This is a genomic window from Epilithonimonas pallida (assembly GCF_900182975.1).
In the GTDB taxonomy this organism is placed as follows: domain Bacteria; phylum Bacteroidota; class Bacteroidia; order Flavobacteriales; family Weeksellaceae; genus Epilithonimonas; species Epilithonimonas pallida.
The window spans coordinates 453,912-479,045 of the sequence record NZ_FXUO01000001.1 but is presented as its reverse complement, the minus strand read 5'-3'; the positions used below and the strand labels follow the sequence as shown (position 1 = coordinate 479,045).

Below are 25,134 nucleotides of genomic sequence, written 5' to 3'. Positions count from 1 at the left end.
ACCGGAAGGAATTGTCTTTTCGCCCGAATTTGAAAATACACGACAATTCAAATATTGTCGTGTATTTTTTTTAATAATATGAATTCATTTACAAAAGACCTTCGTCGGCAAATGATAAATGACCGGTTGAAGTCAGAATGAAATGATCCAGTAATTTAAGGTTTAAAAATTCTGATGCGCTTTTAATGCTCTGCGTAATTTTCAAATCTTCGGCAGAAGGTTTCAAATTTCCGGAGGGATGATTGTGTGCCAATATTACAGCTGAAGCGTTACAAAGCAGTGCCGCCTGCATGATGATACGAACATCGACAACCGTGGAAGAAATTCCCGATTCAGAAATTTTTCTTATCCCTAAAACTTTGTGAGCCTGATTTAAATATAAGGCAAAAAATGATTCTCGGTAATCTATTTCATCACGGTCAAAGTGCTGACGGAATACATCCACTGCATCCCGCGAACTACTAACTAATTTTTCAGAATTTCCTCTTCTGGAATAACTTAATTTTATCTCGTTGACAATATTGAATTTCATAATGGTTGCTCTTGTACGGCAGAGACTTGAATTTCCCGTACTTAACTTTTAAAATTTGTAATTAATTCATGATCAAAGTTTCTTTGCCAAATCGGGCAAAATTTTTACACAGATCAAAAGCCTTTTGAGATTTCAATTGTGCAGTTCCTCCCAAAACGATGGACTGTAGTTTGGCTTCATTATCCTTGTAATTTCTGACATTCTGAAAGTAACCTGTAACCGCATTGTAAGCCCCGAACAAAGTTCCCTTGGTGGTTTCCATCTGTTGGCTTTCGCTGATCATCGCATAGGCAAATGCATCATCAACGGTGTTTTTAAAAACTGTAGATACTTCATCAAAATTTCCTTTCTGCAAATGGTTTAAAGTTTCTTTGTTGGGGCAGAGTGCCAACTGTATCAGTCTTTTCATCTCGTCATCACCGACCTTTATTTTTGCCCAATGATTAAACGTGCTTTCCAATTCAGTACTCAATTTATTCGCTAATCCCATGACCTTGTGGGCATCGTCTAAACGCTGTTTTGCTCCTGCGGTATGTCTGATCCGCACCACATTGCTCATATTTTTTAGTGAAGCGTTTAAAGTATTTTGGCAAACAATGCGTACAGGCGTAAATGCGGCGGTGATGCTTCCGCTCCCATCGTGGGAGGTGGTTAGGAAAATATATTTTTCCGTAATATCGTCACCATTTCCAACACGGATATAATCGGGTAATTTAGCCGTGATAAATATGCGTTCACCATTTCCCAAAGCTCCTGCAGTCTCATACAAGATACCATTCCCACCGCCTACAATAGAATCAAAAAATGAAAAGGCTTCACGATTTTGTACGATATGGTAATCTTTTCCGACTACGCCTAAAACGGTGTTATTATCGTTGCGGATATTGGCAAAGTAGTTGGGAACTTCCAATTCTGAATCGATCATTTCTATTCCGTTGGTATTTTCCATAATGCCTGCACCTTTTGTGAATAGCGGAGATTTTTCAACCTTGTAGTCAAGTCCTGCAAATTTGATGGCTTCTTCACTTGTCGGGTATTCCTGTACGATCTGCCCCAAGTTGTGCCATGCTTTTTCCTTTACGCTGAAAAATGAATATTTTCCTGTTCTGTTGTTGAAATTTAATTGATGTGCCATGATGTTAATATTTATTTGTTAGATAATTGTATTTGATGATTTTAAAATGGTAGGTCATCATCTTTTTCGCTGTTGTTGGAATTGGAATTGGAATTTGAATTTTCCTTCTTAACTTTTTTATTCGATTCATTAGACTTGTTTTCAGTTCGTTTACTACTGCTGTGAACTTTGATTTGTGAGGTGTGGAAATTCAGACCTGCATGGGGTTCTCCGTCTTTTCCTATCCATGCAGAGGTGTAGGCTCTTCCGCTTAATTCTACCAAAGTCCCTTTTGTTAAAAAGTCTGCAACTTTTGGAGAGATCCAGTAACCACATTCAAAATAGGTGGTGTGTTCGATTCGTTCGCCCTGTTTGTTGCGATAATTGTCATTCGTAGCAATTGAAAAATTAACTACCTGTTTTTCATTTGGCAAGTTGCGCACTTCCGCATCCCTTGTCAGTCTTCCGATAATGTTCATAACCGTTGATTTTAAAAGATTGTACATTTTGATCTGTTATCAATCTCTTCTCCGACCCCTCTCTGAAAGCCCTTTGGGCTTCGCTGAATATTTTTCAAAAGAAAAACCGGAAAAAAGAAAGCAGATAATCTTAGCGGGCAAGGGGAAAAGCCAAAAGGAAACGGAATAATTGGAGGGTACCTTCAGGGAGGAGACCGTTTATGCCGTAGTCTTTTGGCTGGGTGAAGAAATGGATGACCGATATAGCTTAGCTGCCTTTTTACCGGTTTATTATGAAAAAGATCAGTTGTACGTAATATTTAATAATTTCTCCTTGATGGTTGGTTTTAGTGTTTTTCGATTTGTATTTTACACACTAAATACACTATATTTACATTATTGATTTAAATCTTGAAGACCTATGCAGATCACTGCTTTTAACGAATACTACGATAAGCTTACTACCGTTGAGAAAAAGAACAGTCCCAAAGAGTTGTTTTACAAAGGGGATTTTTCGTTACTGGAAAATGGAAGAAGGGTAGCGGTTGTTGGATCCAGAAAGGTTTCTGAACTGGGTATAAGAAGAGCAAGAAAGATAGCGAAGCTCTTGGTTCAAAATGACATTACCGTGGTCAGCGGCTTAGCAGAAGGTGTTGATTCGATCGCACATAAAACTGCCATTGAATTTCAAGGTCATACCATCGGTGTTATCGGTACACCCCTCAATAAATATTTCCCTGCTGAAAATAAAGAACTTCAGGATTTTATTGCTGAAAATCACCTATTGATCTCGCAGTTCCCGGAAAACTATCCAGTAACTCCAAAAAGTTTCCCTATCAGAAACCGCACAATGGCGTTGATCAGTGATGCAACGATCATCATTGAGGCGAGTGAGAAAAGCGGAACAAAACATCAGGGTTGGGAGGCATTAAGATTAGGAAGACAGTTGTTCATCATGGAAAATGTCCTTAACAATAAAATTTCATGGGCAGAAGAAATGCTAAGTTATGGCGCACAGGTACTGACCAATGATAATTTTGAATTTCTGATCGAAAGCATTCCTTTTTTAACCACAAAAAAAGAATATGTCTTTTGAGTTTCTAACTTTTTTGGCCTATTCTCCAAGAGGCAGGTCCGAGATAGAAATTTCTTCAAGAACAGTTGCCGGATCATGTAAAAACGGAGATGTAAGCTTCAGTACGAGATTAAGCCAGAGAATAAAAGAAGCAGATCTATCGGAATATTTTTCAAACTCAGCTTTAGTTCCGGTACCAAGAAGTACACCTTTAGTAGATGGTGCTGTATTTCCGGCGAAGATCATTTGTGAGACACTTGCCAGCAACGGATTAGGCGATAGTGTAGCTGATTGTCTGATGCGCAAGCATGCAATTCCCAAATCAAGTGGGCAATTTCACGCAGACACCAGAAATACGGTGCAGGCACATCAAGACAGTCTACAAGTAACCCCTATATTGATTACAGAACCAACCATTATTGTGGTTGACGATATTCTGACATTGGGTAGAACATCCATGGCCTCGGCATTAGAACTTCAGAAAGTTTATCCTGATAAGGTGATCAAAATATTCTGCGCTATTAGAACGAGAGGTTGGAAAGAAGTTGATAAAATAATTGATATCAGCAGAGGGACTATGCACTTGGCCGCTAATGGTGGTGTACAATTACCTGATTGATCATTACATCTATTTTTATCTATTTCACTTTTTTTTATCGATTATATATTGAAATACCCTCATAGCTAATTGAAGTTTAATTCAGAGAATATGTTTGCTTCGAGATCCATTAAATTAGAAAGTTGTAAAGAAACATTTAACATTTTAAAAATAGCATCGCAATATATTTGTAAAGAGTTTCCGTAAAAATTTTTTGAGTTGTGTGTCGTTAAAGCTAAAATAGCATTCGAAATTAAAATACTGTTGCGTAGTAAATTAACTGTGGTTACATCTGATTTTTTTTCATTTTTAGCTATGCGTAAAGCATCCCAAAAACCTTCATCGGCTCTCGGATGTATATAAGATGAGCAAAGGTCATATCCTAAAGAATAGAGTGGTTTCAAATCTATCCTTTTTGAAAAGTCTTAAATTTTAGGCTCAATCCAATTTAGTTTTTTACTTTTTAATTCCTGATATAACTTAATTTGAAATTCATTATCTTTAATTTCATCCGATATTTCTTTCGTATTATAAGAGTTCTGGCTTCGCATTTTATTTCTTATTTCAAATGTTTTAACAAATGACCAGTCTTTAAATTCTTGATATAACTTGAATCTTCTAATTATTCCACATAAAAATATCTTTCTATTAATAGACGATATATTGCAGTTGCCTCTCCTGTCTGATCTTCCTTAATTAAAAGTGAAATGCTATTAAGTAATGAACTTGCTTTTGCGATAAAATTTCTGAGAATTGTTTCTTTTGTATCAAAAGTAAGAGTTACAAATCGTAGTATTATATACTTAGATATTTTTTTATAAGAATCTACAATCTCATGAAGTTCCGATCTTGTCATCAGTTTATTCGTTTGATTTCTAAAGATAATTATTTAATTTCAAAAAAGATTGAAGCCAGATAATAAAGTAAAGAATTGAATTTATTTACTATTGATTATGATTTTACTAGTTTTAACTGTGTCGTTAAATTTATTTTATGTTGAGAAAGTGAAAGAAATTTTTTTCTTTACTTCTGGATTACAAAAGTAAGTCAAGCATCGAAAAATTTTCCCGAATAAATCCCATTTAGCAATAAACAGCAAAAGCAAGGTAAAAACCTTGCTTTAGAATCTGTGCTGACCAGGCCTTGATCTGCAGTGCTTGATAACATACTCTAGTCTTCCATAACGAATTCTAGTATAAGCTCTAACAAATACAGGTCTCCAACCGGAGCAAAATAAACAATGTTGCATGATAAATGATTTTAAATTTAGCATATCTAAAATCCTCTGCAGATTGTTTAAGTAACAAATATATATAATTATAATAATAATTCAAAATGAATTATTAATGCATTCTTATAAAAAAAATCTTTTTTTACACTCTATTTTAAACACTTACTATTCTAATTTAGTGAAGGTTACTAGATTTTTCTCATTTGTTCAATAAGCGTTTTGAGAGTGTGTTCAATTGTTGTAAGACGTTCATTTTGTGAAATGGTAAAATGATCTTCTGGATCAAAATTATTCTTAAGTTCTTCACTAAACATCTTATGTTGAGCAAAAAGAAACATCAATTGTAAGTAAATTGGTAAAAAAGGAATGATTAGTTGACAATCCTGATCAAACTCATGTACATCAATTCTAATTTTCTCTTCCTCGTTGATATTTTGGTACCCTTTAGGTTTGGGATTTTTAGTTGGATAACTGTCTCTATGCTTAACGCAATTAGCTACCCAATTAACTTTGTGAACAATATTGAACTGCTGCCAATCTCTGATATTGAAATCAAAATGCTCCTTCGTCCAGACATTCAAAGTTTTTTCAGATTCATAAAACTCATCGAACAATATTTCTGTAACCGAAATAACTTCATTAACATAGTTTTCAAGTTTATGAAATAATCCAACGTAGGAAAGCCGGATCGTATCATACATCGTTTCTTTGAAATCTATCTGTTTCAAATCTAGATATTGTCGATATTTAGAATTCTCAATATCCTTTTTTGAATCATAGACAGCTTTATTTGTTGCAGGTATAAAATGTTTGGTAACCAATTCTTTGTAAGAAGAAATATCTGCGATTTTATAAGATACAATATTAAATAATTTATGTGCAAGTTCGTCTCTCTGTGTTAAATCAAAGTTTGGTAATTTAGAAAAACCCTCAATGAGTTTATCGACGAACAAATCAAATTTATTCAGTTTAGGCTTTTTCATTATTTGAGTTTAAATTAAATTTTTTGAAAGTAATTTCACTATTGATTTTTACATGTGCGTGCTTCTCTTTAAGAGAATTTAATAGTTCATCCTGTTCTTCAGTACTTAATGGCTTATCAGGAGACTCTTCAATACCATATATTCCTATTTTGGCAATATATTGCATCTGCTCATATTTTTTAACAATCTTTGCGATTTGTTTTTCTATTTGGCTGTATTCAAACGCTGTTTCAAAAACATTTTTGGTTAAAAGATCAGTTATTATATATCGATGAATAACCTTATTCCTTTGATCATATAAAATATAAAGCTTATTATGTAAATCTTTACTAATTATGCCATTTTCAAGAGCCATTCTGTAAACTTGCTTTTCCATCACTGGTTTATCATGTTCTCGCTGATATATGAGAATTGTATCGATAATATTCGATTTATCATCCAATTGCTTCTTTAAGATCAAGGCCAACCTTAATAAAGCATCAATCTGATTTGATAGCAATACTGTTATTTCTATTGCAGATCCATTATCATATGCTCTTTGTAGAAGATCTACAGAAGCTGCATATGAATTCATGAATTGATTGAAACGATAAGAGTTTAAAACAGAGTCTTTATATTTTTCGTCAATCATTCGGATACTACTTAGACAGAAACGTACTTTGTCAAGCTCTTCTTTCAATTCATCTGTGCCACGTTGAACACTTTCATAAGTATAAGTACACGAAAGATAATTATTATTTATAATGTCTTCCCATATGTAGGCATCAATATCATCATCTGGAATAAACTTTTCTTTAAAATCTATTCTTCCAGAAGGTATATCCTGTTTGATGAGTTTAGTAAGATAACTTTTAATATTTGTTTTATTGTTTGTAATCAAATGACAACTAATTTGGAAACTTCCAATGGGATTTTCATATAGTTCAAAACAATTTGATACAGAATTTTTGGCGGCGTAAATATCATTTTTAAAAACCCAATCAGGTGGAATGATTAACATGTACCTTCCTGAATTATCAACAAATTGTCTCATAAATTAGTTATATAATGTAAATTTACTCACACAGAAAATACAAACAAAATAAATTACTTTATGGTGGTCAGATTTGCAGAAAAGATATCAACTATTTTTAGAAGGTATTTTATAAGTCGCGAAGTATTTTCAGTCAATAGAACTACTTATTACTCTCTTCCCGATAAATTTAGAAAAAGCCATGACTACTGTGAATTTGTAATCAATCAAATTGAAGAGCTTGTTTTAGATGATAAATTTATTCAATTGAAAATGCAGACATTCGAATTTTCAGAAGATGTGATGAGTAGAATAGATGTACCTGAAGAACATATTTTTGACAGATTATCTGAATTGGGTCTCATAGCGGAATTAAATAAAGTTGTTACTAATCACTTGCTTCTTTCACTGATTATGGAAACCTGCTATTTTATTCAAGAAAGTTTACTTTGTTGTTTGAAGATGAGGATGACCGTTTGTTTTACCTTGTTACGAAAACCTTTTCTTGAGATATCTATAATAATAATGAAGCTTCTAAATGAATCCGATTTTATTGACAAATTCAATAATGTAGAAGGTTTCGATCCCATAAAAACAACAATAGCAGAAAAAAAAATTCTAATTAGTAAAACCAATCAATTGTTAAAAAATAATTTTGATGATGAAGATTTGTATGATTTAATTTTTAACAAAGAATTTGGAAATAGTCTTTTTAATCTTACCAATAGCGCAATACATTTATATACTGACCGTAATCCTATTTCTGCAACTGAAAAACAGAATTTAAACCTGATTTTTGGAACACAAGAGAATATTGATGATATGTGGGAACACATTTATGATACCATACCTATGCTATTATCTTTTTTGGCTGGTGCATTAGACGAATTAGTTTATAAATGTACTGATGTTGATCAAACTGTTTTTGCTGAGAGGTCTTCCGTACGTCATAGGATGAGGAGGATATGTAAAGTTGGATAAATAATTCAATTGCATTTAAATAATCTGACCAATAATTGCTATCAATCAAGTTGATTTGATAAGTTCTGTTCTTGCACAAAATACAAAGCTGAAAATTGCAGCTCTGGTGAGCTGTAATAATCTAAGAGTTTCTTTTTCAAACGTTTTTACATCCGTTTTTAAAGAAAATTGTGGCTCTTCCCAATTAGTTTCTAGATATAATTCTTCATTGAGCGAAAAGATACCGTGCTCCAGTTTATTTCTCCATTCCTTATAGAAACCAAATTCGCCGTTTATTTTTTCAAGATCGCAAGCTATACTATACAGTGCTGTTAAGTGAATGTTTTTCTTTTGATTTATTTCCTCCCACCTTTTATTATTTCTTTTGGAATTCCAAAAATTCTCAAAGTAGATCGATTCGTTTTTAGAAATATTTAAATTAAATATATAGCAGATTCCTTCTGCTATTTTATCAAGAATTCCAAAACATAGTCGAAAACTTGTTCGTAATTTTTCGTACTTAGTTCCGTTTAAAATTCCATCCACTACTATTTCATAATGCGTAGTCTCTTTTTTCAGAGGAACTTCATCAAAATATTCAAACAATAATTCTTTTGAAAGACAAAATTCGGACTTTAACCGGTTGCAAAGTAGTTCTGATTGCACTATTTTTTTGTCATTTGTTTTGAAATTTTTATATCCGATAATGATATCATCTATTTCAGATCCATTGCATTTACAATATAGGCTGTGTTCGGATAAACTTAAAAAATTGTCTAAAAAATATTTAAGTTTTACGGAATGTTTTTTATACTCCTCATTATTTAAAAATATCTCTTGCGGAATTTTTGAAATACAAAAATTTAATTCTTTAAGAGAATGAAGAGCATAAGCTTTACCTTTCTGAACCCTATGTCTTACTTCTTCTAAATGAATTGGATGCTTCTCGGCATTATTAAAAAGTCTATAAACTTCAACAAAGAATCCTGTGGTGATTGAACATTGTGAGAATGTTGCCATTGTTATCAAGCCGTCAGCCTTAGCTGCTTGCGCATAAAAAAAATCAGGATTATAATCTAAAACAGTATCATATAATTGTAGAGCTTCTACATAGCGGCCGGAATTAATTAAGTTGTTACCAAGGTTTGTCAGAACTTGTATTGAGTAATGATTAAGGTTTTTAAGGTCTAATTGTTTAAAGCTTTTAAAATAATGCTGCTTCGCTTCAAATAAAGTTTCAATTTTTTCAGGTATAGGAAAAAAATCAATAATATTTGCAGTATTAATTCTAAAAATTGATTGGTATGCATTACCAATGCAATAATTTATTGAATCTTCTGAAACGTATTGTTGTATATTTTCCTTATGGTCTAATAACAAATTTAATCCTTTTTCAACAAATTGGAGATTAAAGGACTCATCTCCTAAATCAATAAAGAAGCCTGCTATTGCCTTGAGATGAAGATAATCACCATGTTGATGATCATCCATTTCTTTCTGTAAAATTTCCTGGACCAGGTCATAATTACGGCTATCAAGTAATTTACTTATTTTTAAATTCAAATCAAAAATGTGCTGCATGGAATCAAATTATTGTTTGATGGAGATTATAATTTTTAAGGATTTTCAACCATTTTAAAGATTGATGTAGATATTTTGAAATAATGATTTAAATATTCTGGATTCTTTTCAGAAAGAATTAGTAAAGAATTCATTTTGATGAATGCAGTAGTTTGGAGAGCTAACCCATAAATTACAGTTAATTTTTTAATTTTATTTGAATCAAATTCAAAAGCTATAAACTCTTGATGGGCAAATATCCCTCCATGTACATAAGATGATAACTTTGAATAATGTACTATCTTTTGTCTTAGAAAGTCCTCAAGAATGGGATTAACTTTCAGTATATTTTTCTCAATTAAAGAAATGATATTTTTGATTGTAAGTTCTTTTGTAATTTTTTCTAATTCATTTAATTCGTAGTTTGTATAATTAGAATCACTATTATATAAACCTTCTTTAATTTGAGTTAGTGTTTTTATTTCTTGACTGTTTAATTTTGATAAATGATTTTTAGATTTTAAAATTAACATTTTGTCATTAAAATCTAAAACTGTTCTAAATTTATGAGCATAGATATCAGTATCACTAGTAGTAATTTGATTTAAAAAGTAATACATAAATCTAAAAAAATGCTCTAATAATGTACGATATAAAATGTTTATTGCATAGTAATTATTAGAGGATATCATATTAAATATTGATTCTTTGATTGCATCAGTAGTATTTATAAACATGAAGCATATTTCGCTGGTATATTTACTTGAATTCTTTAATAGATCGGGAAGATCGTTTATTACAATATCAAATTCCTTTGAAATCTCATCGTTGATACTTCTTAAATCCTTTAAACCTAACATTTTTTGTATAAAATTAAGTTTTAATTTTAACAATCTTCTGTAAATTATTAAAGAAAATAGGTAGGAATATCATAAACTTGAGATGAATTTAAAATTCAAGTATCTTATGAAAATTAAATAATTTAACAAGATTAGCAAATCGATTTGTTGCCTATAAAATACTTTCACATTATTTTTAATATTTTTGAAGTCAATGCCAAATGATGCGATATGTTTCCTGTAAATTCTTCTTTAATTTCCCCAATATTAGTCTTGTTTTCCAAAAAATAAAGATTTAAAATATAGCTTATAATACGATGAATACTATTACCCAAATAGAAAATGCCTTGCAAGCAATTAATCAGGCAAGTTTTCAAACCTTAATAAATCATTTGTTGCACTTAGAAGGGAATAAATTTATAGGTTCACCAGGTGCTGTAGTTGGTAAAGAAAAAACCAGTAAGGGAACACCAGATTCTTTTTTTGTTAATGGCGATAATTACATTTTTGTTGAGTGTACAACAAAAGAAAGAATTGGAGAATCAAAATCATTTTTTGATAAACTTTCAAAAGATATAGATCACTGTTTTAATGAGAATGAAACCAGTATCAGCAAAGATAAAATCGAGAAAGTTTTTTTAGCTTGTATTGAAAAAGTAAGTACAGATGAATACGATTCATTAAATGAAAAAGTTAAATCTTTTAATTCCAATGCTACTCTTGATATATTGACAATTCAAAATTTGCCAATGCGTATTTTCGATATTCCAAAATTGGCGGAAGAGTATCTTAATATTCAGATAGTAAAAGGAGATATCTATACACTTGAACAATTTTTACTAAAAACTGAAAAAGGATTACAGCCATCGCTTACTAATGAATTTGTTGGTAGAGAAGAAGAATTAAAAGATTCTATTAATATTTTAAAAACTTCTGATATTTTATTTTTATCGGGAGCTGCTGGTGTAGGGAAATCAAAATTAGGAGTTAAAATATTAGAAGAACTTTCAAAAGAAGATTATATTCCTATTGTTATTCAAAGTTCTGGTGTTTCTCTTTGGGATGATTATCAACATCTGTTTTTGCCAGGTAAAGATCATATTATTTTATTTGATGATGCTAATAAATCGGTTAGTAACTTAGTTTATTTATTAAGCAAATTAGAAGGCTCGCAATCTTATACTGCTAAAGTAATAATTACTTCGAGAGACTATGTGAAAAAACAAGTTTCGCATACTCTTGAAAACTATATGCATAGAGAATTAAATATAAAAGAGTTTAAAGATGAAGAAATAGGAAAAATAATTGTTGCTGCTTTACCCAATTTGAAACATTATCCGGACATTAAAAGAAAAATTATTGAATTAGCAAAAGGAAATGCCAGAGTAGCATTGATGGCAACTAATTCAGTTGTGCCAGAAGCAGAAACGAATTATTTGGACAGCCCAGTATTGCTTTATGAAAAATATTTTAAGAAAATATCTGAAGAAATAGGAATATTTAATAAACCTATCATTCTCAAATCCTTGGCAATTGTATCCTTTTTTGGAGTTTTGGATAGAAATAATGAAGAGCTGAAGGATGTTTTATTAGCCAAATTCGGAATTGATTGGAACGAATTATGGTCAGCAATAATGGAGCTTCATAATAGTGAAATTCTTGATGTTTATTCCGAAGAAATTGTAAAAGTATCAGACCAGGTTTTGGCTACCTATGCTTTTTACAAATGTTTTACTGATAAGAAGTCTGCTGTTATTAATTATGCAAATTGGATAATGGCTTTCGTTGAAAAATATTCACATAGAATTAGTGCTACACTCATTGACATAAATAATACGTTTGCTTATTTTCACATAAAAGACTTAGTTTTGCCTCATTTGCAGGAAGTAATTTCACAATTAAAGTCTGACAAAGAATTTTATGAATTTTACAATCTTTTTTGGTTTTATAAAGGAAGGGATTGTTTAATTTATTTAAAAAAATGGATTAACGGACTTTCTCAAGAAGACTATCCTGAAAAGTTTGAATTTAGTTACATTCATAACGACCATACAAAAGCGACCAAACATTTTGAATTACTACGCAATTTTTGGAACCATCCAAATGAATTATTAGTTCCATCACTAGAATTAACATTAAAGATGGTAACGAAGAATCCAAGTCGTATACCTGAAGTTTTAAAATTCGTAAATGACTATTTTAGTTATAGAGTTGAAGATTTAGAAAAAGGTTATTTGCGCCAGAATATCTTATTTGATGTGCTGTTAAATGAAAAATTGACTGATGTAGAAAAATTAATTGCCAACGGCATTTTTCTAAATATATCGGAAAAATTGCTGGGTTGGGAATTTACAGAATTCGGTTCTGCAAAAGGTTCAGCATTTACAATTTTGAACTTTAGATTATTTAAATCTGACTCTTTAATTGCGTTAAGAAATCGTATCCTTAACAAAGCTTATGAGTTGTATGATGTTGAAAACGAACAGTTTCAAAAACTGTTGAATAAAATTGTACGTCCTGGTGGAGATATTGACAAGACTATTTTTGTAGAAGAACTTCCAATATATGAAGATTGGATTTCAAAAAAATTAGATAATAATCAGTATGCTCATTGTAAGTTTGTGAATGTTCTTGCCAAACATTTGAAAGATGCGGGCGTAGATTTCCCAGATAGTTGGAATGGGTTTATTGAATCCGACATTATAAAACTTTCAAAATTTATAACAGCGAGTTGGGAATATAGACGAGATAAGTCAATTGAGGAAAGTGAAAAGGAAAAAAGGCAAGAATTTGAAAAATTTGTCAATGAGAATGATTGGCAGAATCTGGAGAAGTTTTTTTTAAATGTTGATGAGCTCTACAATCAGCAAAAAGATAGTAATGCGTGGCATATAGAAGGCGCAATTACTGATATCTATTCTATAATTGCAAGGAAAAGTAAATCAGAATTTGAAAGTGCATTAAGATTGTTTTTTAGTGGTAAAGTATCCTATCCTTTACGTGCATTTGTTATGAATGTAACTATGAGTGAAAAGATTATGACAGCAAATGAACTTTTAAATCTAATGAATGAATATGATTTTAAAGGGAAACCATATTGGGAATCTGTATTGGTAACAATGATACCAGATGAACAAGTCAATGAATCATTCTTAAATATATTAATACAGGTTTTCCAAAGTAAAAATGAATATTTATACATTCATCGTATGCTAGATTATTTAAAATATGATAATGTGTTTAGCAGGTATAAAAGTGATAAACCTAAGTTAGAAAATCATAATATCATAACTTACCTCACAAGTATAATTCTTGAAAATCCACGTAAGACAACGCGTGATTTCGGACTACATTTTTGTGAAGAATGTGCTTCTTATTTTACTCATCATACACAGCTTCTAAAAGATTCATTTTGGTCTCAGTATGAAATAGACCCTCATTTTGATTACAGGGGGAAAGAGTTAAAAGCAATTTTAGATATTGATCATAACTTCCTTAATGATAGCTTAAAGAATGGTAAAATTGGATTAAGTTATTCATCAAGAATTAGATTGGAAAATATCAATACCGATGCATTATGGGAGTATGAAGAATATGGAGAACTCATAGAAGATTTGTTATTAACAGCAATAGAAAAAGAACAATTTTCTTTTTTAATTGAAGAAGATATCTATTCATTATTCAGACATACAAGCGCTGAGGAGAATGCTACAGAAAAAATGAAGAATCTAATTTTACACCTTATACGGAAACATAATGATAATGAAAAAGTTTTAATTATGCTTTCCGAAGTAGTCTATCATAATTTCAACGCTTGGTTTATAGATTATTTTAAGGAATTTCTTTTTGTTAATAAAAATATTGAAGTAACTAAGAAAATTAATTTTGGAAGAACAGAAAGTTGGTCGGGTAGTAGGGTACCAATAATTCAAAAGAAAATTGAATTTTATCAGGACATTATTAAAATGATAAATACCTTGCCAGATATTTTAGACTACTCTGAGCATATTGATCATTTTGAACAAAAAATTATTTGGAAGAAACAAGACATTGAATACGAGCAAAGAAGAGATTTTATGGAAGAATTCTATTAATATATGTCAACTACACCAAGAATTAGCCAATCCCTATTATGTCTTTAGACATAACTAAACTATAAGGACGAGAAAATATAGGTGTTAGTATTTTATTTGTTTGGAATAAGAACTGTACTTAAGAATTACAATTAGTTGTATTCTTTTTATGTAAAGGTTCAGATATGAACTTAATTAAAAACTCCATATTTGAACCTTTACCATTAAATAAAAAAAACTTAGGATAATTATAGATAATCAGTATCTTATATTTTAATTTGATACATTCAAATATATAGTTTATCAGTTCTATTTCAGATTTTCCGTAGATCGAACCTGAATATTTTCATTTGCTATCCAAACTTCTAAAATTTGAATATTATGCAATCCTGGTTTTGCTTTTCTATGTGCTGTTGCACTTCGTATGGCATCAATTCTTTTTACAAAGAGGTTGCTTTGAAAGTTGTGCTGAGGACATACTACTTGGAAATAAATCATAGTTAGTTATTAGTTTTAGTTTGGTAAAAATTAATAGGAAAAGTTGCTGATAAGCCAATGGTATTTCTGGCTATCAAACTATTTTTACTGTCAGAAGTATTAAAAATATCATTAAGACAATAGAAAATTTCGAGATTTACAAATTATGAGATATCGTCTGCTTTTTTGAATGGTAAGACAATGCCTGTCCATACAGAAGAATTTGGCTTGTTATTTTCTCTAACTAGTAATGCCGGTCTTAAGTGAATGGCAATATTATTACTTCCAGACACTTTAAAAAAATTATAATAATCGAAAAATAGTTTTAGCTCTTTAAGATTATCTTCAAATACACCTTTATATACGCTCTGTTCTGAGTAAGCTAGTTGGATTGGTAGTTATATCTTCAAAATCTTTCACTTTAATGTTGTCAAGATTTGTAAAATTATTCCCCGCTTTAACGCTCGCTCCTGCAGACCAAAATGTATTATTTTTGACAATGTTCCAATTGTAATGTGAAATAGCAATGTTAAAAGTATGGGTTAAAGCTTCTTTTTTTTGTATTTGATTTGAAAAATCTAAAGTTGAATTAAATAATTTAAAGCCATCGTTTCTGATACCGTAACCAATGGAGATCCAATATATATTTATTCCTGCTATTGCTTGATTGACTACTTTAGAATTGTTGTCTTCTTTTGCTTTGTCAAATGCTTCATCAATCTTTTCTCTTGCTGCCAGAAAATACTCTTCAGATTCAAATTCTTTTTTCTGTCTTTCTGCGATGTTGAGATCTAATTCATTTTTTTCGACTTCATACAAAAGGCTGTCTCTTTTCAATTGTAATTTTTCAGATTCATTTAATTTAAGCTGAGATAAAACAGTATTCAGCGAAGTGTTAATGTTATTTTTTTTTAATATTAAATTTTTCTATTTTCACTTTTAAATCTAACAATTCTTTCTTATGATTATTAGCAATAGTATCAGCTCTATAGGTATCTTCGGTTTTTTGATATTCTGTTTTTAATCTATCACGTTCGAAAGAATTTCGTTTAATACTTTTGTTACTAAAAGGATTGATAAGGATATGATATGTTAATCTCCCGAAATATTGGTATTCAGTTTGCTATTATCGAAAAAACCTGAAATTCCCTCACTAGCACCGCCAGAAGCTTTAAGAGTTAATATATTGCCATTTTTTCTTAAAATACTAGCTGAAAAACCTAAAGTTTCTTCTGTGGTTTTAATCGAAGCATAGTTACCAAAAGTAGAAAAATTACTTCCAGTAATTATTTTTGAAAATTGTAAATTAAGAATCTGTCTGAATTCTTTAATCGTTGTAGAATCATTACATGCATTCTCTCCTTTTTTTTCTACGTGAGCAAACGTCATATTATACAAACAGAAAAAAATCAATGATAATAGTCTTTTATTCATTGTGTTGAGTTTTATGGTTAGAATCTGTAATTTAACTATTTAATCTTAAAAAAATGAAAGAAATATGAAGTTACCCGAAAAAGAATTATATACCGTAAGATAATGTTTTATGAGATAATGAATGATGAGAGTGTAGCAAGTTTATCCAAATCTTCTATAAATGTGTTCGAAAAATGAACCTCCGGGGTCACTTGGCGGGAAAAATTACTTTTAGGAGTGGTTTTTCCTTTTTTTTTACTTCGTAATTGATTGCTAATCAATAGTATTTGAGCTAATGCTGAATTCAATTTAGGTGTTCGAAATGCTGTTTCTTGAAATCCCAATTTTTCAGCCAATATCGAACACAATATCGAACTTTTTGTATAATTATCGCCTTTTATATACAGTTGAGAAAAGTTTGGCAAAATATCCAGTACTTGTTCAAGTTTAACTTTTATATCAGTATTTTTACTTGAAAGTTTTTGATTTTGCAAGGCCATTTCTAAATTATCAATTTTCTGCTTACTTTCATTTTTGATAATCTGATATTCATCAAAATCTAATCGATCTTGTAAATATTTTTCTCTTGCGCTATCTAAACGATTATTCAAATTAACAATCTGCTCAGAAATTTCTTTTTTCTGAAGATCAATATTTTTCTGTATGTATTTAAAATTTGTTAAGATGACTTCTTTTAGTAATTTATTAATTCCATCATGATATTCTTATTTAAGGAGTTCATTTTCAAATGCCAAGTTTACTTTACTGGAACTATGCCTGTAACCACATATGGAATTACAATGGTAGTAATAATAAACATTTTTCTTTCCTCTTTGTCATTCTGAGCATCTCTGGAATCCAGAAAATGGAAAAATACTAAATCCCGAGACGTTTGAAAAATTACTTTTAAAATATAGTGAAACAATTACATGTGTAATTTTTATGGGTGGAGAATGGAGTTGCTAATTTTAATAAATATTATAAAAAAATTAGTTTAAAAGTCGCTTTGTACACGGGTTTGAATGAAAAACAAATCCAAAGAAAATACCCTGAATTACTAAATATTCTTGATTTCATTAAAACGGGAAAATGGATTTCAAGTTTAGGTGGACTCGATAAGTTAAAAACGAATCAAATATTAAAAGATTTAAGATCTGGAGAAATATTAAACAAATATTTTCTTCACTAATCTTTTAAGCCAAGACGCATTTTAATGTGTTTATTTGTTATTCAAAGTGTATTCATCTACATTTGCAGTACATCCTTCAGTTTTCAACTATGAATAAAAAATTAAGTGAATGTAGTCATACGTGTTTTATGTGTCAAAACATAACGCAGGATTGGTGGCAGATGATTGACCTAAAAAGGTTTTTGATCAAGGTTAAAAAGGGGCAAAAATTCATAGAGGAAGGGAATGAGATGTCAGGAGTTTACTTTATACAGGATGGTTTTGTAAAAGTTCATAAGCATTGGGGAGAGCGTGAAATGATTGTGAGATTTGGTAAAAAAGGCGATATAGTCGGACACCGCGGAATTTCAAGGGCTAATTCACTTTCTCCAATTTCTGCCACGGCAATGATAGATTCTGTTCTCTGCTTTGTAGAACTGGATTTTTTTAAAACCTTGTTGAAAACCAATAATACTTTTGCTTATGAATTGATGATGTTTTACGCAGAGGAACTGCACTGGTCTGAACAAAAGATGGGAAGTTTATTTCAGTTGTCTGTAAAGGAACGTTTTATCGTTAACCTTTTATATTTTATCGATCATTTAGGGCTTGATAAAGACAATGTTTTAAAAGCTGAACTAACCAAGACAGATTTGGCGGCATATATAGGAACAACCTATGAAACTATGCATCGGGTAATTTCAGAAATGGAAAACGAAAATATCCTCATATTTTCAGGAAAACGAATAAAGATTGCAGATTTAGAGAAATTGAAGTTAGATTTTGTTTAACTTTTATATTATCATCATTTAACACCTTTTTTGAGGTGTTTTTTTTATAGGTACTAGATTAAAAGGGAAATTTCAACTTATTTTTATAATATGATGTAAATCATATTAAATACAAGTTATTGTTAATCAATTAGGTATTTTATATTATTTGCATCATTTATTTTGAATGATTTTAAATAAGACATTTGTATCTTATTTAAAAATTGGTTATTGTATCTTTGTTTAAGAAAAAAAAGTGGTTCTTGATTGTAAATGAGTTATCATTTAAAACTTTGCACATGTTCAGTATTTTTACAAATATAAATAAGAAAGCATTTTTCAATGCTATTATTGCAACGTTCGTTGTAATTGCTATCACAGTGATAGGCTCTCTGAATTTACAGAATTTTGACGCAGCCTTGATCATATACTTTTTCGGAACAATAAGTATGACCTTTGGCGTAGTTTACCATCATTCTGTTTGGAAGCAGCGTCCTGCTACACAAAAGTATTGGAAACGCACCTGGGAATTTATCCTCAGTAAAGATTATCCAATCTATATGAAAGAGGTGATTCGTCTTTCTGTACGCAACATTCTCTTTCAAAGGTTTATTATGCCAAGAGGAAGAATGCGATGGCTAGGTCACTTTCTTTTAGCAACGGGATGTTTAATTTCTTTCGGAGTTACTTTCGGGCTCACCTTTGGCTGGATGCACTTTACGTTAAAAGCTGGAACAACGGATATGTATGAAACCCATATGATGGGGATTACAGTAATGACTTTTCCACTTAATACTGTGATGGCACTTATCCTTTTCCATATTTTGGTTTGGACTGCTATTATGGTGATAATAGGTTGCTTAATTATGATGCACAGAAGATTTGTAGACGAGGGATTAATCGCAACACAATGGTTCGAAAGAGATTGGCTTCCATTGATTTTACTCGTTGCAGTTTCCGTCACTGGTTTGGGAATTTGGTTTGATTACTCTTATCTCGAAGGAAAAATGAGCCAGTTTATGGCAATCACACACGCAATTACGGTTGCAATGTTTCTGATGTGGATTCCGTTCGGGAAGTTTTTTCACATTTTTCAAAGACCGGCACAAGTTGGTGCAAATATCTATAAAATAGAAGGAAAGCGCCGTGGAATGCAAACTTGTCCACACACAGGCGACGAATACACAACTTCAATGCACATCGAAGATTTAAAAGAAATAACCCAGGAAATGGGATTCGATTTAGAAAATGAAGAGGGGAAAAGTTATTTAGATTTCAGCCCGGAAGGAAAACGGGCAATGCTTGCAAAAGCACATCTAAAAGCACGACAAGAATCTGGAACTTATTTTGGTTAAAATTTAAAATAAAATGGCAAAATTACCTGTAACAGCCGACGAAATCATCAATGTTTTCGGACCGCACAAACATTATCCAAACAAAGGCACAGTGAGATCTAATCCTCAAAATCCTGATGCTTTGGTAAAAACGCATTGCTGTTTTTGTGGTTTGCAATGTGGCATTCAATTAAAAGTAAAAGACAAAAAAGTCGTAGGTTTTGAACCTTGGAACGATTTCCCTTTTAATGAGGGTAGACTTTGTCCAAAAGGTGTTCAGCGCTATATGCAGGATAATCATCCGGACCGTTTGCTTTCGCCATACAAAAGAGTAGAAGGTAAAGGTTTTGTGCCGATAGAATGGGATGAAGCGTACGATGTTGTGATTAATGAAATTAAAAGAATACAGGAAAAATACGGAAAAAATTCTTTCGCAATGTTGTCCGGCGTTTCTCTTACCAATGAGAAAAGTTATATGGTCGGGAAATTTGCCCGAGTTGCTTTGAAAACCGCAAACCTCGATTACAACGGTCGTCTTTGTATGGTGAGTGCAGGTGCAGGAAACAAAAAAGCCTTTGGAATGGACAGGTCTTCCAACAGTTGGGCAGATTTGGCGCACGCAGAAGTCATCATCATTACCGGAGCAAATGTGAGCGAATGTTTCCCAGTTTTAACCCATAAAATCTGGGAAGCTCGTGATAACGGAGCCAAATTGATTGTCATCGACCCACGTCAGATTCCGATTGCCAGAACTGCCGATATTCATCTGCCATTGAGACCCGGAACCGATTCTGCATTGACGAATACAATGTTGAAAGTTTTAATTGATAACAATTGGCTGGATAACGATTTTATTTATAATTATACTTCAGGATTTGAAGAAACTGCCGAAGCTGTAAAAGATTGCACTTTGGAATGGGGAGAAGAAGTTACAGGAATTCCAAAAGAATTGATTTTCAAAGCCGCAGAAATGTGGGGTAAAGCCAAAACAAGTTTTCTGATGCACGCTCGTGGAATCGAACATCATTCTAAAGGCGTTCAAAATGTTTCAAGCTGTATCAATTTAGTTTTAGCAACCGGTAGAATCGGGAAACCTTATTGCGGTTACGGGACGATTACAGGGCAAGGGAACGGACAAGGCGGTCGTGAACACGGTCACAAATGCGACCAACTTCCAGGAAACAGAGACATCGAAAATCCCGAACATCGAAAATTTGTTGCCAATGTCTGGGGAATCAAAGAAGAAGATATGCCCGGAAAAGGTTTAAGTGCTTATGAAATTATTGAAGCTATCAACAGAGGCGAGATTAAAGGTTTACTTTCAATTTGTTTTAATCCTTTGGTTTCTTTGCCAAATAACAGTAACGTTCGTGCAGCATTAGAAAAATTAGAGTTTTACGCCGGAATTGATTTCTTTTTATCAGAAACTTTGCGCCACGCCAACATTATTCTCGCTGGTTCATTGCAGGAAGAGGAAGAAGGAACAACAACTTCTGCAGAAGGTCGCGTTATCAGAATCCGTGCAGTAGTTGACCCACCCGGAAAAGCAAAACGGGACAGCGAAATTTTAATGGAACTCGCCAGAAGATTAGGCGAAGGAGATAAATTTAATTATAAAAACAGCGAAGAAACTTTTAATGAATTAAGAGTTGCATCCAGGGGAAGCGCTGCAGATTATTACGGAATTACTTACGAAAGAGTAGAAAAAAATCTCGGAATTTTCTGGCCTTGTCCTACCGAAGATCATCCCGGAACACCGAGACTTTGGGAAGACAAAGTTTTCAATACCAATGATAAAAAAGCGCATTTCAATCCAACGCCTTATAAAAAACCAACTGAGGAACCTGACGAAGATTATCCGATTGTGTTGACAACGGGTAGAGTTGTAAGCCAGTATTTAAGCGGTTCTCAGACAAGAAGAATTGGGAAATTAGTTGATTTGTATCCAGAACCGTTATTGGAAATTCATCCAAAACTGGCAGCGAAATATGGCATCGAAGAAAATGATTTAATTAAAGTTTCTACAAGACGAGCAAGCGCATTATTTCCTGCAAATGTGGTGGAGACCATCAGACAAGACACTGTTTTCATCCCTTATCATTGGGGCGGAGTCAATTCTGCAAACCAATTAACGATCGATGCTTTGGACCCGGTTTCAAAAATTCCAGAGTTTAAAGTTTGTGCCTGCAAAGTGGAAAAAACAGGACGAAAAAAAGGTGAAAATTCAAAAGAATTTGCCAACCAAAGTAGAGATATTCAATATTAAATTTTAAAAAATTATGGCGGAGCAATTTGAAAAATTTAATGATATGGAATTTTTCGTGGATATGCAGCGTTGCATCGGCTGTCACTCGTGCGAAATGGCTTGTGCGGAGTGTGAAACCAACGGAGAAACCTCGATGATTCATATTCATTATGTTGACAGAGCAGAGACGATTCAGACCACAGTTCAGGTTTGTATGCACTGCGAAGACCCGATTTGCGCAAACGTTTGTCCGGCAGACGCAATCACAAAAGACGAATATGGAATCGTACACACGGCAGATACTTCCAAATGCATCGGTTGTGCCAATTGTGTCATCGGTTGTCCGTTCGGAGTTCCACAGATTCCGGACCAAAGCGCAATGCTGATGATGAAATGCAACATGTGCTACGACAGAACAAGTACTGGACTCAAGCCAATGTGTGCAACAGTTTGTCCGAGTGGCGCATTAACCTTTGATACCAGAGAAAATGTTGCGAAGAAAAGACCAAACAGTTCCCCAGTCAACCGCTTTATTTTCGGGAAAGAAGTCGTGAATACCAAAGTGAATATAATGATGCCGAAAGGCAGCGAAGAATTAAAAGTTTTTTAATCATAGTACTATGTCAGAAGATAATAAAAAAATCCCCGCCTGGAAAGCCGATTTCCCCATCAAAAAACGAGAGGCAGCTTACGTTTCCCGCAAAGAATTCATCAAACTCATTACCTTTTTTTCTGGGACTTTAGCATTAGCAAATGTGGCGATTCCGGTGTTTAATTATTTCAAAAAAGAAGAAAAACTCGGCGAATATTTCGTGGGATTGACCACCGACCTTAATATTGGAGGAATGCGGACTTTCTACATCAACGAAGATCACAGAAATCCTTACATGCTTATCAGATTAGCCGAAGACAAATGGAAGGTTTTCGAGCAAAAATGCACGCATCTTTCGTGTTCCGTTCTATACAATCACGATGAAAAAGTAATAGAATGTCCTTGTCATCACGGTTTTTTCAATCCCGACGATGGTTCTGTCATTCAAGGCCCGCCACCAAGACCTCTTCCACAATTAACGGTTGTCATCAAAGATGATAAAATTTTCGTGACAGATTTCATCAAAGAAGCCAAGGAAACGCACGGTCACGGATAGAACGATGATTATTTAGGCAACAATTTCCGTATTTCACTCTCAGACCTACGAAAGTGGTTCGAGGAAGTCAATCTTTTTTGCATAGGCTTTTCTCAACGAAAAAAGGATTACCGTTAAGCCGGGTTGCAACAATTCGACGGTTCAAAATATTTTAAAAAATAAAAAATGTCAATACGAAAGAAACCCATCAAAAAAGTAACCTTCCGCGTCAACGAGATGTTGGTTGCCATCATCAGCATTTACATATTGTTGGTCAGTATGCAGATGTGGCTTTTGTTCGGAACAATTAACAAAGCTTTAGACAAAGAACATATCGATTTTGCTTGGTATTCCGCAATCGGTTCTGTTGTTATATTTCTGTGTACTATTTTCTTTTTGAGATATGTACCCGATATTCCGACTGGACAAATCAAAAATTCAGAAGCTGAAAAAGATGATAAAGCCTACTGATTTACTCGATTCCTTCGGACGAAAACATGATTATCTCCGACTCTCGATTACCGATAGTTGCAATTTCCGATGTCTGTATTGTATGCCCGATGAACCGTTCAAAAGCACACCATCCATCGAGTTGATGAACAGTCAGGAAATTTTTGAAATTTCAAAAATTTTCGTTCAACAATTTAATATCAATAAGATCAGAATTACAGGTGGTGAACCTTTGGTAAGAAACGATTTTGAGACCATTATTAAACAACTTTCTACATTGGGAGCGAATATTGGGATTACAACCAATGGTGTGCTGCTTCATAAATATTTTGATTTACTTGCTGAATGTGACATCAAAAATCTCAATATCAGTATCGATTCGCTCGACCGGGAAAAGTTTAAATATATTACAAAAAGAGATCTTTTTCAAACGGTTTGGGACAATATTAAAGAAAGCATAAAACGTGGGTTCAATGTAAAACTAAATGTCGTTGTAATGCGAGGTTTTAATGAAGACGAAATCCCAGAATTTATCGCGCTTTCTCATCATTATCCGATTGAGTTGAGGTTTATAGAATTTATGCCTTTCACAGGGAATTCTTGGGAGAAAAATAAAGTCATTCCGATTTCCGAAATGCTCACTTTGGTTTCAGAACATTTCACTTTCGAAAAGGTGGAAGACCATAAAAATGATACGTCAAGAAAATACAGAATTGATGCAGAAAGTAAGGGCGTTTTTGGTTTGATTTCAACAATGAGCAACTCATTTTGTGCTGGTTGTAACCGAATCCGCATCACATCCGACGGAAAAATGAAAAATTGTCTTTTCGGCGCAGATGAATTTGATTTGTTAAAATCTTTCAGAAATAATGAAAGTTTAACTGAACTGATCAAATTGGGAATCATCAAAAAACATAAAGAAAAAGGCGGACAATTCTCCGAAATGGAAAATGTAAACAACCAAAAAATCATCAACAGAAGTATGATAAAAATTGGCGGATAAAAATTTTGCCAACCGATAGGATGAAAAAAACATAACGATAAGATTTCAGACAATTCATAAATAATTACCAATGAAAATATTATCCAATTTGATTACGATTGTGATGATTGCAGTCACAATGTTACAATGCAAAAAATCTGAAGCAACCAATCCAGCGACGGATAATTCTGCAAAAACTTCTCAAAAACATTCTGAAGAAAAAGAAAACCACAAACACGACGAGAAAGATGATTTAAAATATGTGAGTAAAGAAATAAAAGTAACAGGGGATGTCGTAACACCATTGACTTTAACGGTCGATTCTTTGAAAAAAATGAAAGTCGTAGAACTCAACGATTTCAAAATTGTTTGCCAGACAGGATTGACCAAAGATAGCGTAGAATCTACAAAAGGAGTTTTGCTAACCGACATTTTGGAAAAAGCAAAAATCGCACAACAAGAGCATAAAGACCGCAATTTCTACATCGTTGCAAGAGCTTCAGACGATTACAAAGCCACCTTTTCCTGGGCAGAATTATTCAACAATCCGACTGGTGAAAAAGCGTATGTATTATTTGAGCAAAACGGAAAACCTTTGAAAGAAAAAGGAGAAATGATTGTTGTAAGTCTGAACGATACGAAAACCGGTCCGCGCCACGTAAAATGGCTTAAAAGCATCGAAGTAACCCGAGTGAAATAAGTCGAAATTGTGTAAGAAATTACCTTAAAGACT

Annotated in this window: 25 protein-coding genes; 13 read left to right on the top strand and 12 right to left on the bottom strand. The window is 32.5% G+C overall.

Annotated features, from left to right (window positions below):
* Nucleotides 1–88: 88 nt before the first annotated feature.
* The 3 genes from QOL71_RS02040 to QOL71_RS02030 all read right to left on the bottom strand — a co-directional run bounded on the left by QOL71_RS02040 (nucleotide 89) and on the right by QOL71_RS02030 (nucleotide 2,125).
* Nucleotides 89–532, bottom strand: coding sequence for a JAB domain-containing protein (locus QOL71_RS02040; protein WP_283415320.1), 444 nt, complete (start codon nucleotides 530–532; stop codon nucleotides 89–91).
* 61 nt (nucleotides 533–593) lie between these two features.
* On the bottom strand, nucleotides 594–1,667 hold the full coding sequence (locus QOL71_RS02035) for a DUF932 domain-containing protein (RefSeq protein ID WP_283415319.1): 1,074 nt from the start codon (nucleotides 1,665–1,667) through the stop codon (nucleotides 594–596).
* 41 nt (nucleotides 1,668–1,708) lie between these two features.
* Nucleotides 1,709–2,125 carry a single-stranded DNA-binding protein gene (locus tag QOL71_RS02030; RefSeq protein WP_283415318.1) on the bottom strand — a complete coding sequence of 139 codons (417 nt, stop codon included), beginning with the start codon at nucleotides 2,123–2,125 and terminating at the stop codon, nucleotides 1,709–1,711.
* 400 nt (nucleotides 2,126–2,525) lie between these two features.
* On the opposite strand from QOL71_RS02030, the gene QOL71_RS02025 reads away from it, so the two are divergent.
* Together QOL71_RS02025 and QOL71_RS02020 are read left to right on the top strand one after the other, a co-directional pair.
* Complete coding sequence (locus QOL71_RS02025) at nucleotides 2,526–3,200, top strand: DNA-processing protein DprA (protein ID WP_283415317.1); 675 nt, start codon at nucleotides 2,526–2,528, stop codon at nucleotides 3,198–3,200.
* Nucleotides 3,190–3,798, top strand: a complete 609-nt coding sequence (locus QOL71_RS02020) for a hypothetical protein (protein ID WP_273075315.1) — start codon at nucleotides 3,190–3,192, stop codon at nucleotides 3,796–3,798. The genes QOL71_RS02025 and QOL71_RS02020 overlap by 11 nt, the downstream gene beginning before the upstream one ends.
* 65 nt (nucleotides 3,799–3,863) lie before the next feature.
* On the opposite strand, the gene QOL71_RS02015 is transcribed toward QOL71_RS02020, so the two are convergent.
* The 4 genes from QOL71_RS02015 to QOL71_RS02000 all read right to left on the bottom strand — a co-directional run bounded on the left by QOL71_RS02015 (nucleotide 3,864) and on the right by QOL71_RS02000 (nucleotide 7,024).
* Entirely contained in the window at nucleotides 3,864–4,181 is a 318-nt protein-coding gene (locus QOL71_RS02015; protein ID WP_283415316.1) for a hypothetical protein, read from the bottom strand.
* Between the two features lie 218 nt (nucleotides 4,182–4,399).
* Nucleotides 4,400–4,633 (bottom strand): hypothetical protein, encoded by a 234-nt coding sequence (locus QOL71_RS02010; RefSeq protein WP_283415315.1) that lies wholly within the window; start codon nucleotides 4,631–4,633, stop codon nucleotides 4,400–4,402.
* A 563-nt stretch (nucleotides 4,634–5,196) separates the two neighbouring features.
* Nucleotides 5,197–5,991, bottom strand: a complete 795-nt coding sequence (locus tag QOL71_RS02005) for a hypothetical protein (RefSeq protein WP_283415314.1) — start codon at nucleotides 5,989–5,991, stop codon at nucleotides 5,197–5,199.
* Entirely contained in the window at nucleotides 5,978–7,024 is a 1,047-nt protein-coding gene (locus QOL71_RS02000; RefSeq protein WP_283415313.1) for a hypothetical protein, read from the bottom strand. Before QOL71_RS02000 ends, QOL71_RS02005 begins: the two co-directional genes overlap by 14 nt.
* A gap of 60 nt (nucleotides 7,025–7,084) precedes the next feature.
* Here QOL71_RS02000 and QOL71_RS01995 point away from each other — a divergent pair, with 60 nt between their 5' ends.
* Nucleotides 7,085–7,984, top strand: a complete 900-nt coding sequence (locus tag QOL71_RS01995; RefSeq protein WP_283415312.1) for a hypothetical protein — start codon at nucleotides 7,085–7,087, stop codon at nucleotides 7,982–7,984.
* Between the two features lie 45 nt (nucleotides 7,985–8,029).
* Here the strand turns inward: QOL71_RS01995 and QOL71_RS01990 are convergent, their stop codons facing one another.
* Nucleotides 8,030–9,544 carry an LA2681 family HEPN domain-containing protein gene (locus QOL71_RS01990; protein ID WP_283415311.1) on the bottom strand — a complete coding sequence of 505 codons (1,515 nt, stop codon included), beginning with the start codon at nucleotides 9,542–9,544 and terminating at the stop codon, nucleotides 8,030–8,032.
* A gap of 35 nt (nucleotides 9,545–9,579) precedes the next feature.
* Nucleotides 9,580–10,383, bottom strand: a complete 804-nt coding sequence (locus QOL71_RS01985; RefSeq protein ID WP_283415310.1) for a hypothetical protein — start codon at nucleotides 10,381–10,383, stop codon at nucleotides 9,580–9,582.
* Nucleotides 10,384–10,679: 296 nt separating this feature from the next.
* Here QOL71_RS01985 and QOL71_RS01980 point away from each other — a divergent pair, with 296 nt between their 5' ends.
* Nucleotides 10,680–14,456: an nSTAND3 domain-containing NTPase gene (locus QOL71_RS01980; protein ID WP_283415309.1), complete on the top strand. Its 3,777-nt coding sequence runs from the start codon at nucleotides 10,680–10,682 to the stop codon at nucleotides 14,454–14,456.
* An 813-nt stretch (nucleotides 14,457–15,269) separates the two neighbouring features.
* Here QOL71_RS01980 and QOL71_RS01975 read toward each other — a convergent pair.
* The 3 genes from QOL71_RS01975 to QOL71_RS01965 form a co-directional block, all read right to left on the bottom strand.
* Nucleotides 15,270–15,749, bottom strand: a complete 480-nt coding sequence (locus tag QOL71_RS01975; protein ID WP_283415308.1) for a hypothetical protein — start codon at nucleotides 15,747–15,749, stop codon at nucleotides 15,270–15,272.
* Nucleotides 15,750–16,004: 255 nt separating this feature from the next.
* Complete coding sequence (locus tag QOL71_RS01970) at nucleotides 16,005–16,346, bottom strand: hypothetical protein (protein ID WP_283415307.1); 342 nt, start codon at nucleotides 16,344–16,346, stop codon at nucleotides 16,005–16,007.
* Nucleotides 16,347–16,453: 107 nt separating this feature from the next.
* Nucleotides 16,454–16,936, bottom strand: coding sequence for a hypothetical protein (locus QOL71_RS01965; protein WP_283415306.1), 483 nt, complete (start codon nucleotides 16,934–16,936; stop codon nucleotides 16,454–16,456).
* A 335-nt stretch (nucleotides 16,937–17,271) separates the two neighbouring features.
* Between QOL71_RS01965 and QOL71_RS01960 the strand changes: the two genes are divergently transcribed.
* The 9 genes from QOL71_RS01960 to QOL71_RS01920 all read left to right on the top strand — a co-directional run bounded on the left by QOL71_RS01960 (nucleotide 17,272) and on the right by QOL71_RS01920 (nucleotide 25,101).
* Complete coding sequence (locus QOL71_RS01960; RefSeq protein WP_283415305.1) at nucleotides 17,272–17,514, top strand: hypothetical protein; 243 nt, start codon at nucleotides 17,272–17,274, stop codon at nucleotides 17,512–17,514.
* Between the two features lie 128 nt (nucleotides 17,515–17,642).
* Nucleotides 17,643–18,284 (top strand): Crp/Fnr family transcriptional regulator, encoded by a 642-nt coding sequence (locus QOL71_RS01955; RefSeq protein WP_283415304.1) that lies wholly within the window; start codon nucleotides 17,643–17,645, stop codon nucleotides 18,282–18,284.
* 278 nt (nucleotides 18,285–18,562) lie between these two features.
* The gene (locus tag QOL71_RS01950) at nucleotides 18,563–19,618 is read left to right on the top strand and encodes an MFS transporter (protein ID WP_283415303.1); all 1,056 of its coding nucleotides are present in this window, start codon (nucleotides 18,563–18,565) and stop codon (nucleotides 19,616–19,618) included.
* Between the two features lie 13 nt (nucleotides 19,619–19,631).
* Nucleotides 19,632–21,863 (top strand): molybdopterin oxidoreductase family protein, encoded by a 2,232-nt coding sequence (locus tag QOL71_RS01945; protein WP_283415302.1) that lies wholly within the window; start codon nucleotides 19,632–19,634, stop codon nucleotides 21,861–21,863.
* 13 nt (nucleotides 21,864–21,876) lie between these two features.
* Nucleotides 21,877–22,452 (top strand): 4Fe-4S dicluster domain-containing protein, encoded by a 576-nt coding sequence (locus tag QOL71_RS01940; protein WP_002978625.1) that lies wholly within the window; start codon nucleotides 21,877–21,879, stop codon nucleotides 22,450–22,452.
* Nucleotides 22,453–22,462: 10 nt separating this feature from the next.
* A complete protein-coding gene (locus QOL71_RS01935) occupies nucleotides 22,463–22,990 on the top strand; it encodes a QcrA and Rieske domain-containing protein (RefSeq protein ID WP_002978627.1) in 528 nt (175 codons plus the stop codon).
* A 165-nt stretch (nucleotides 22,991–23,155) separates the two neighbouring features.
* Nucleotides 23,156–23,440, top strand: a complete 285-nt coding sequence (locus QOL71_RS01930; protein ID WP_029292694.1) for a DUF6755 family protein — start codon at nucleotides 23,156–23,158, stop codon at nucleotides 23,438–23,440.
* Nucleotides 23,424–24,422: a GTP 3',8-cyclase MoaA gene (moaA, locus tag QOL71_RS01925; RefSeq protein ID WP_273077452.1), complete on the top strand. Its 999-nt coding sequence runs from the start codon at nucleotides 23,424–23,426 to the stop codon at nucleotides 24,420–24,422. The genes QOL71_RS01930 and moaA overlap by 17 nt, the downstream gene beginning before the upstream one ends.
* Nucleotides 24,423–24,492: 70 nt before the next feature.
* A complete protein-coding gene (locus QOL71_RS01920) occupies nucleotides 24,493–25,101 on the top strand; it encodes a molybdopterin-dependent oxidoreductase (RefSeq protein ID WP_273077450.1) in 609 nt (202 codons plus the stop codon).
* Nucleotides 25,102–25,134 lie beyond the last annotated feature (33 nt).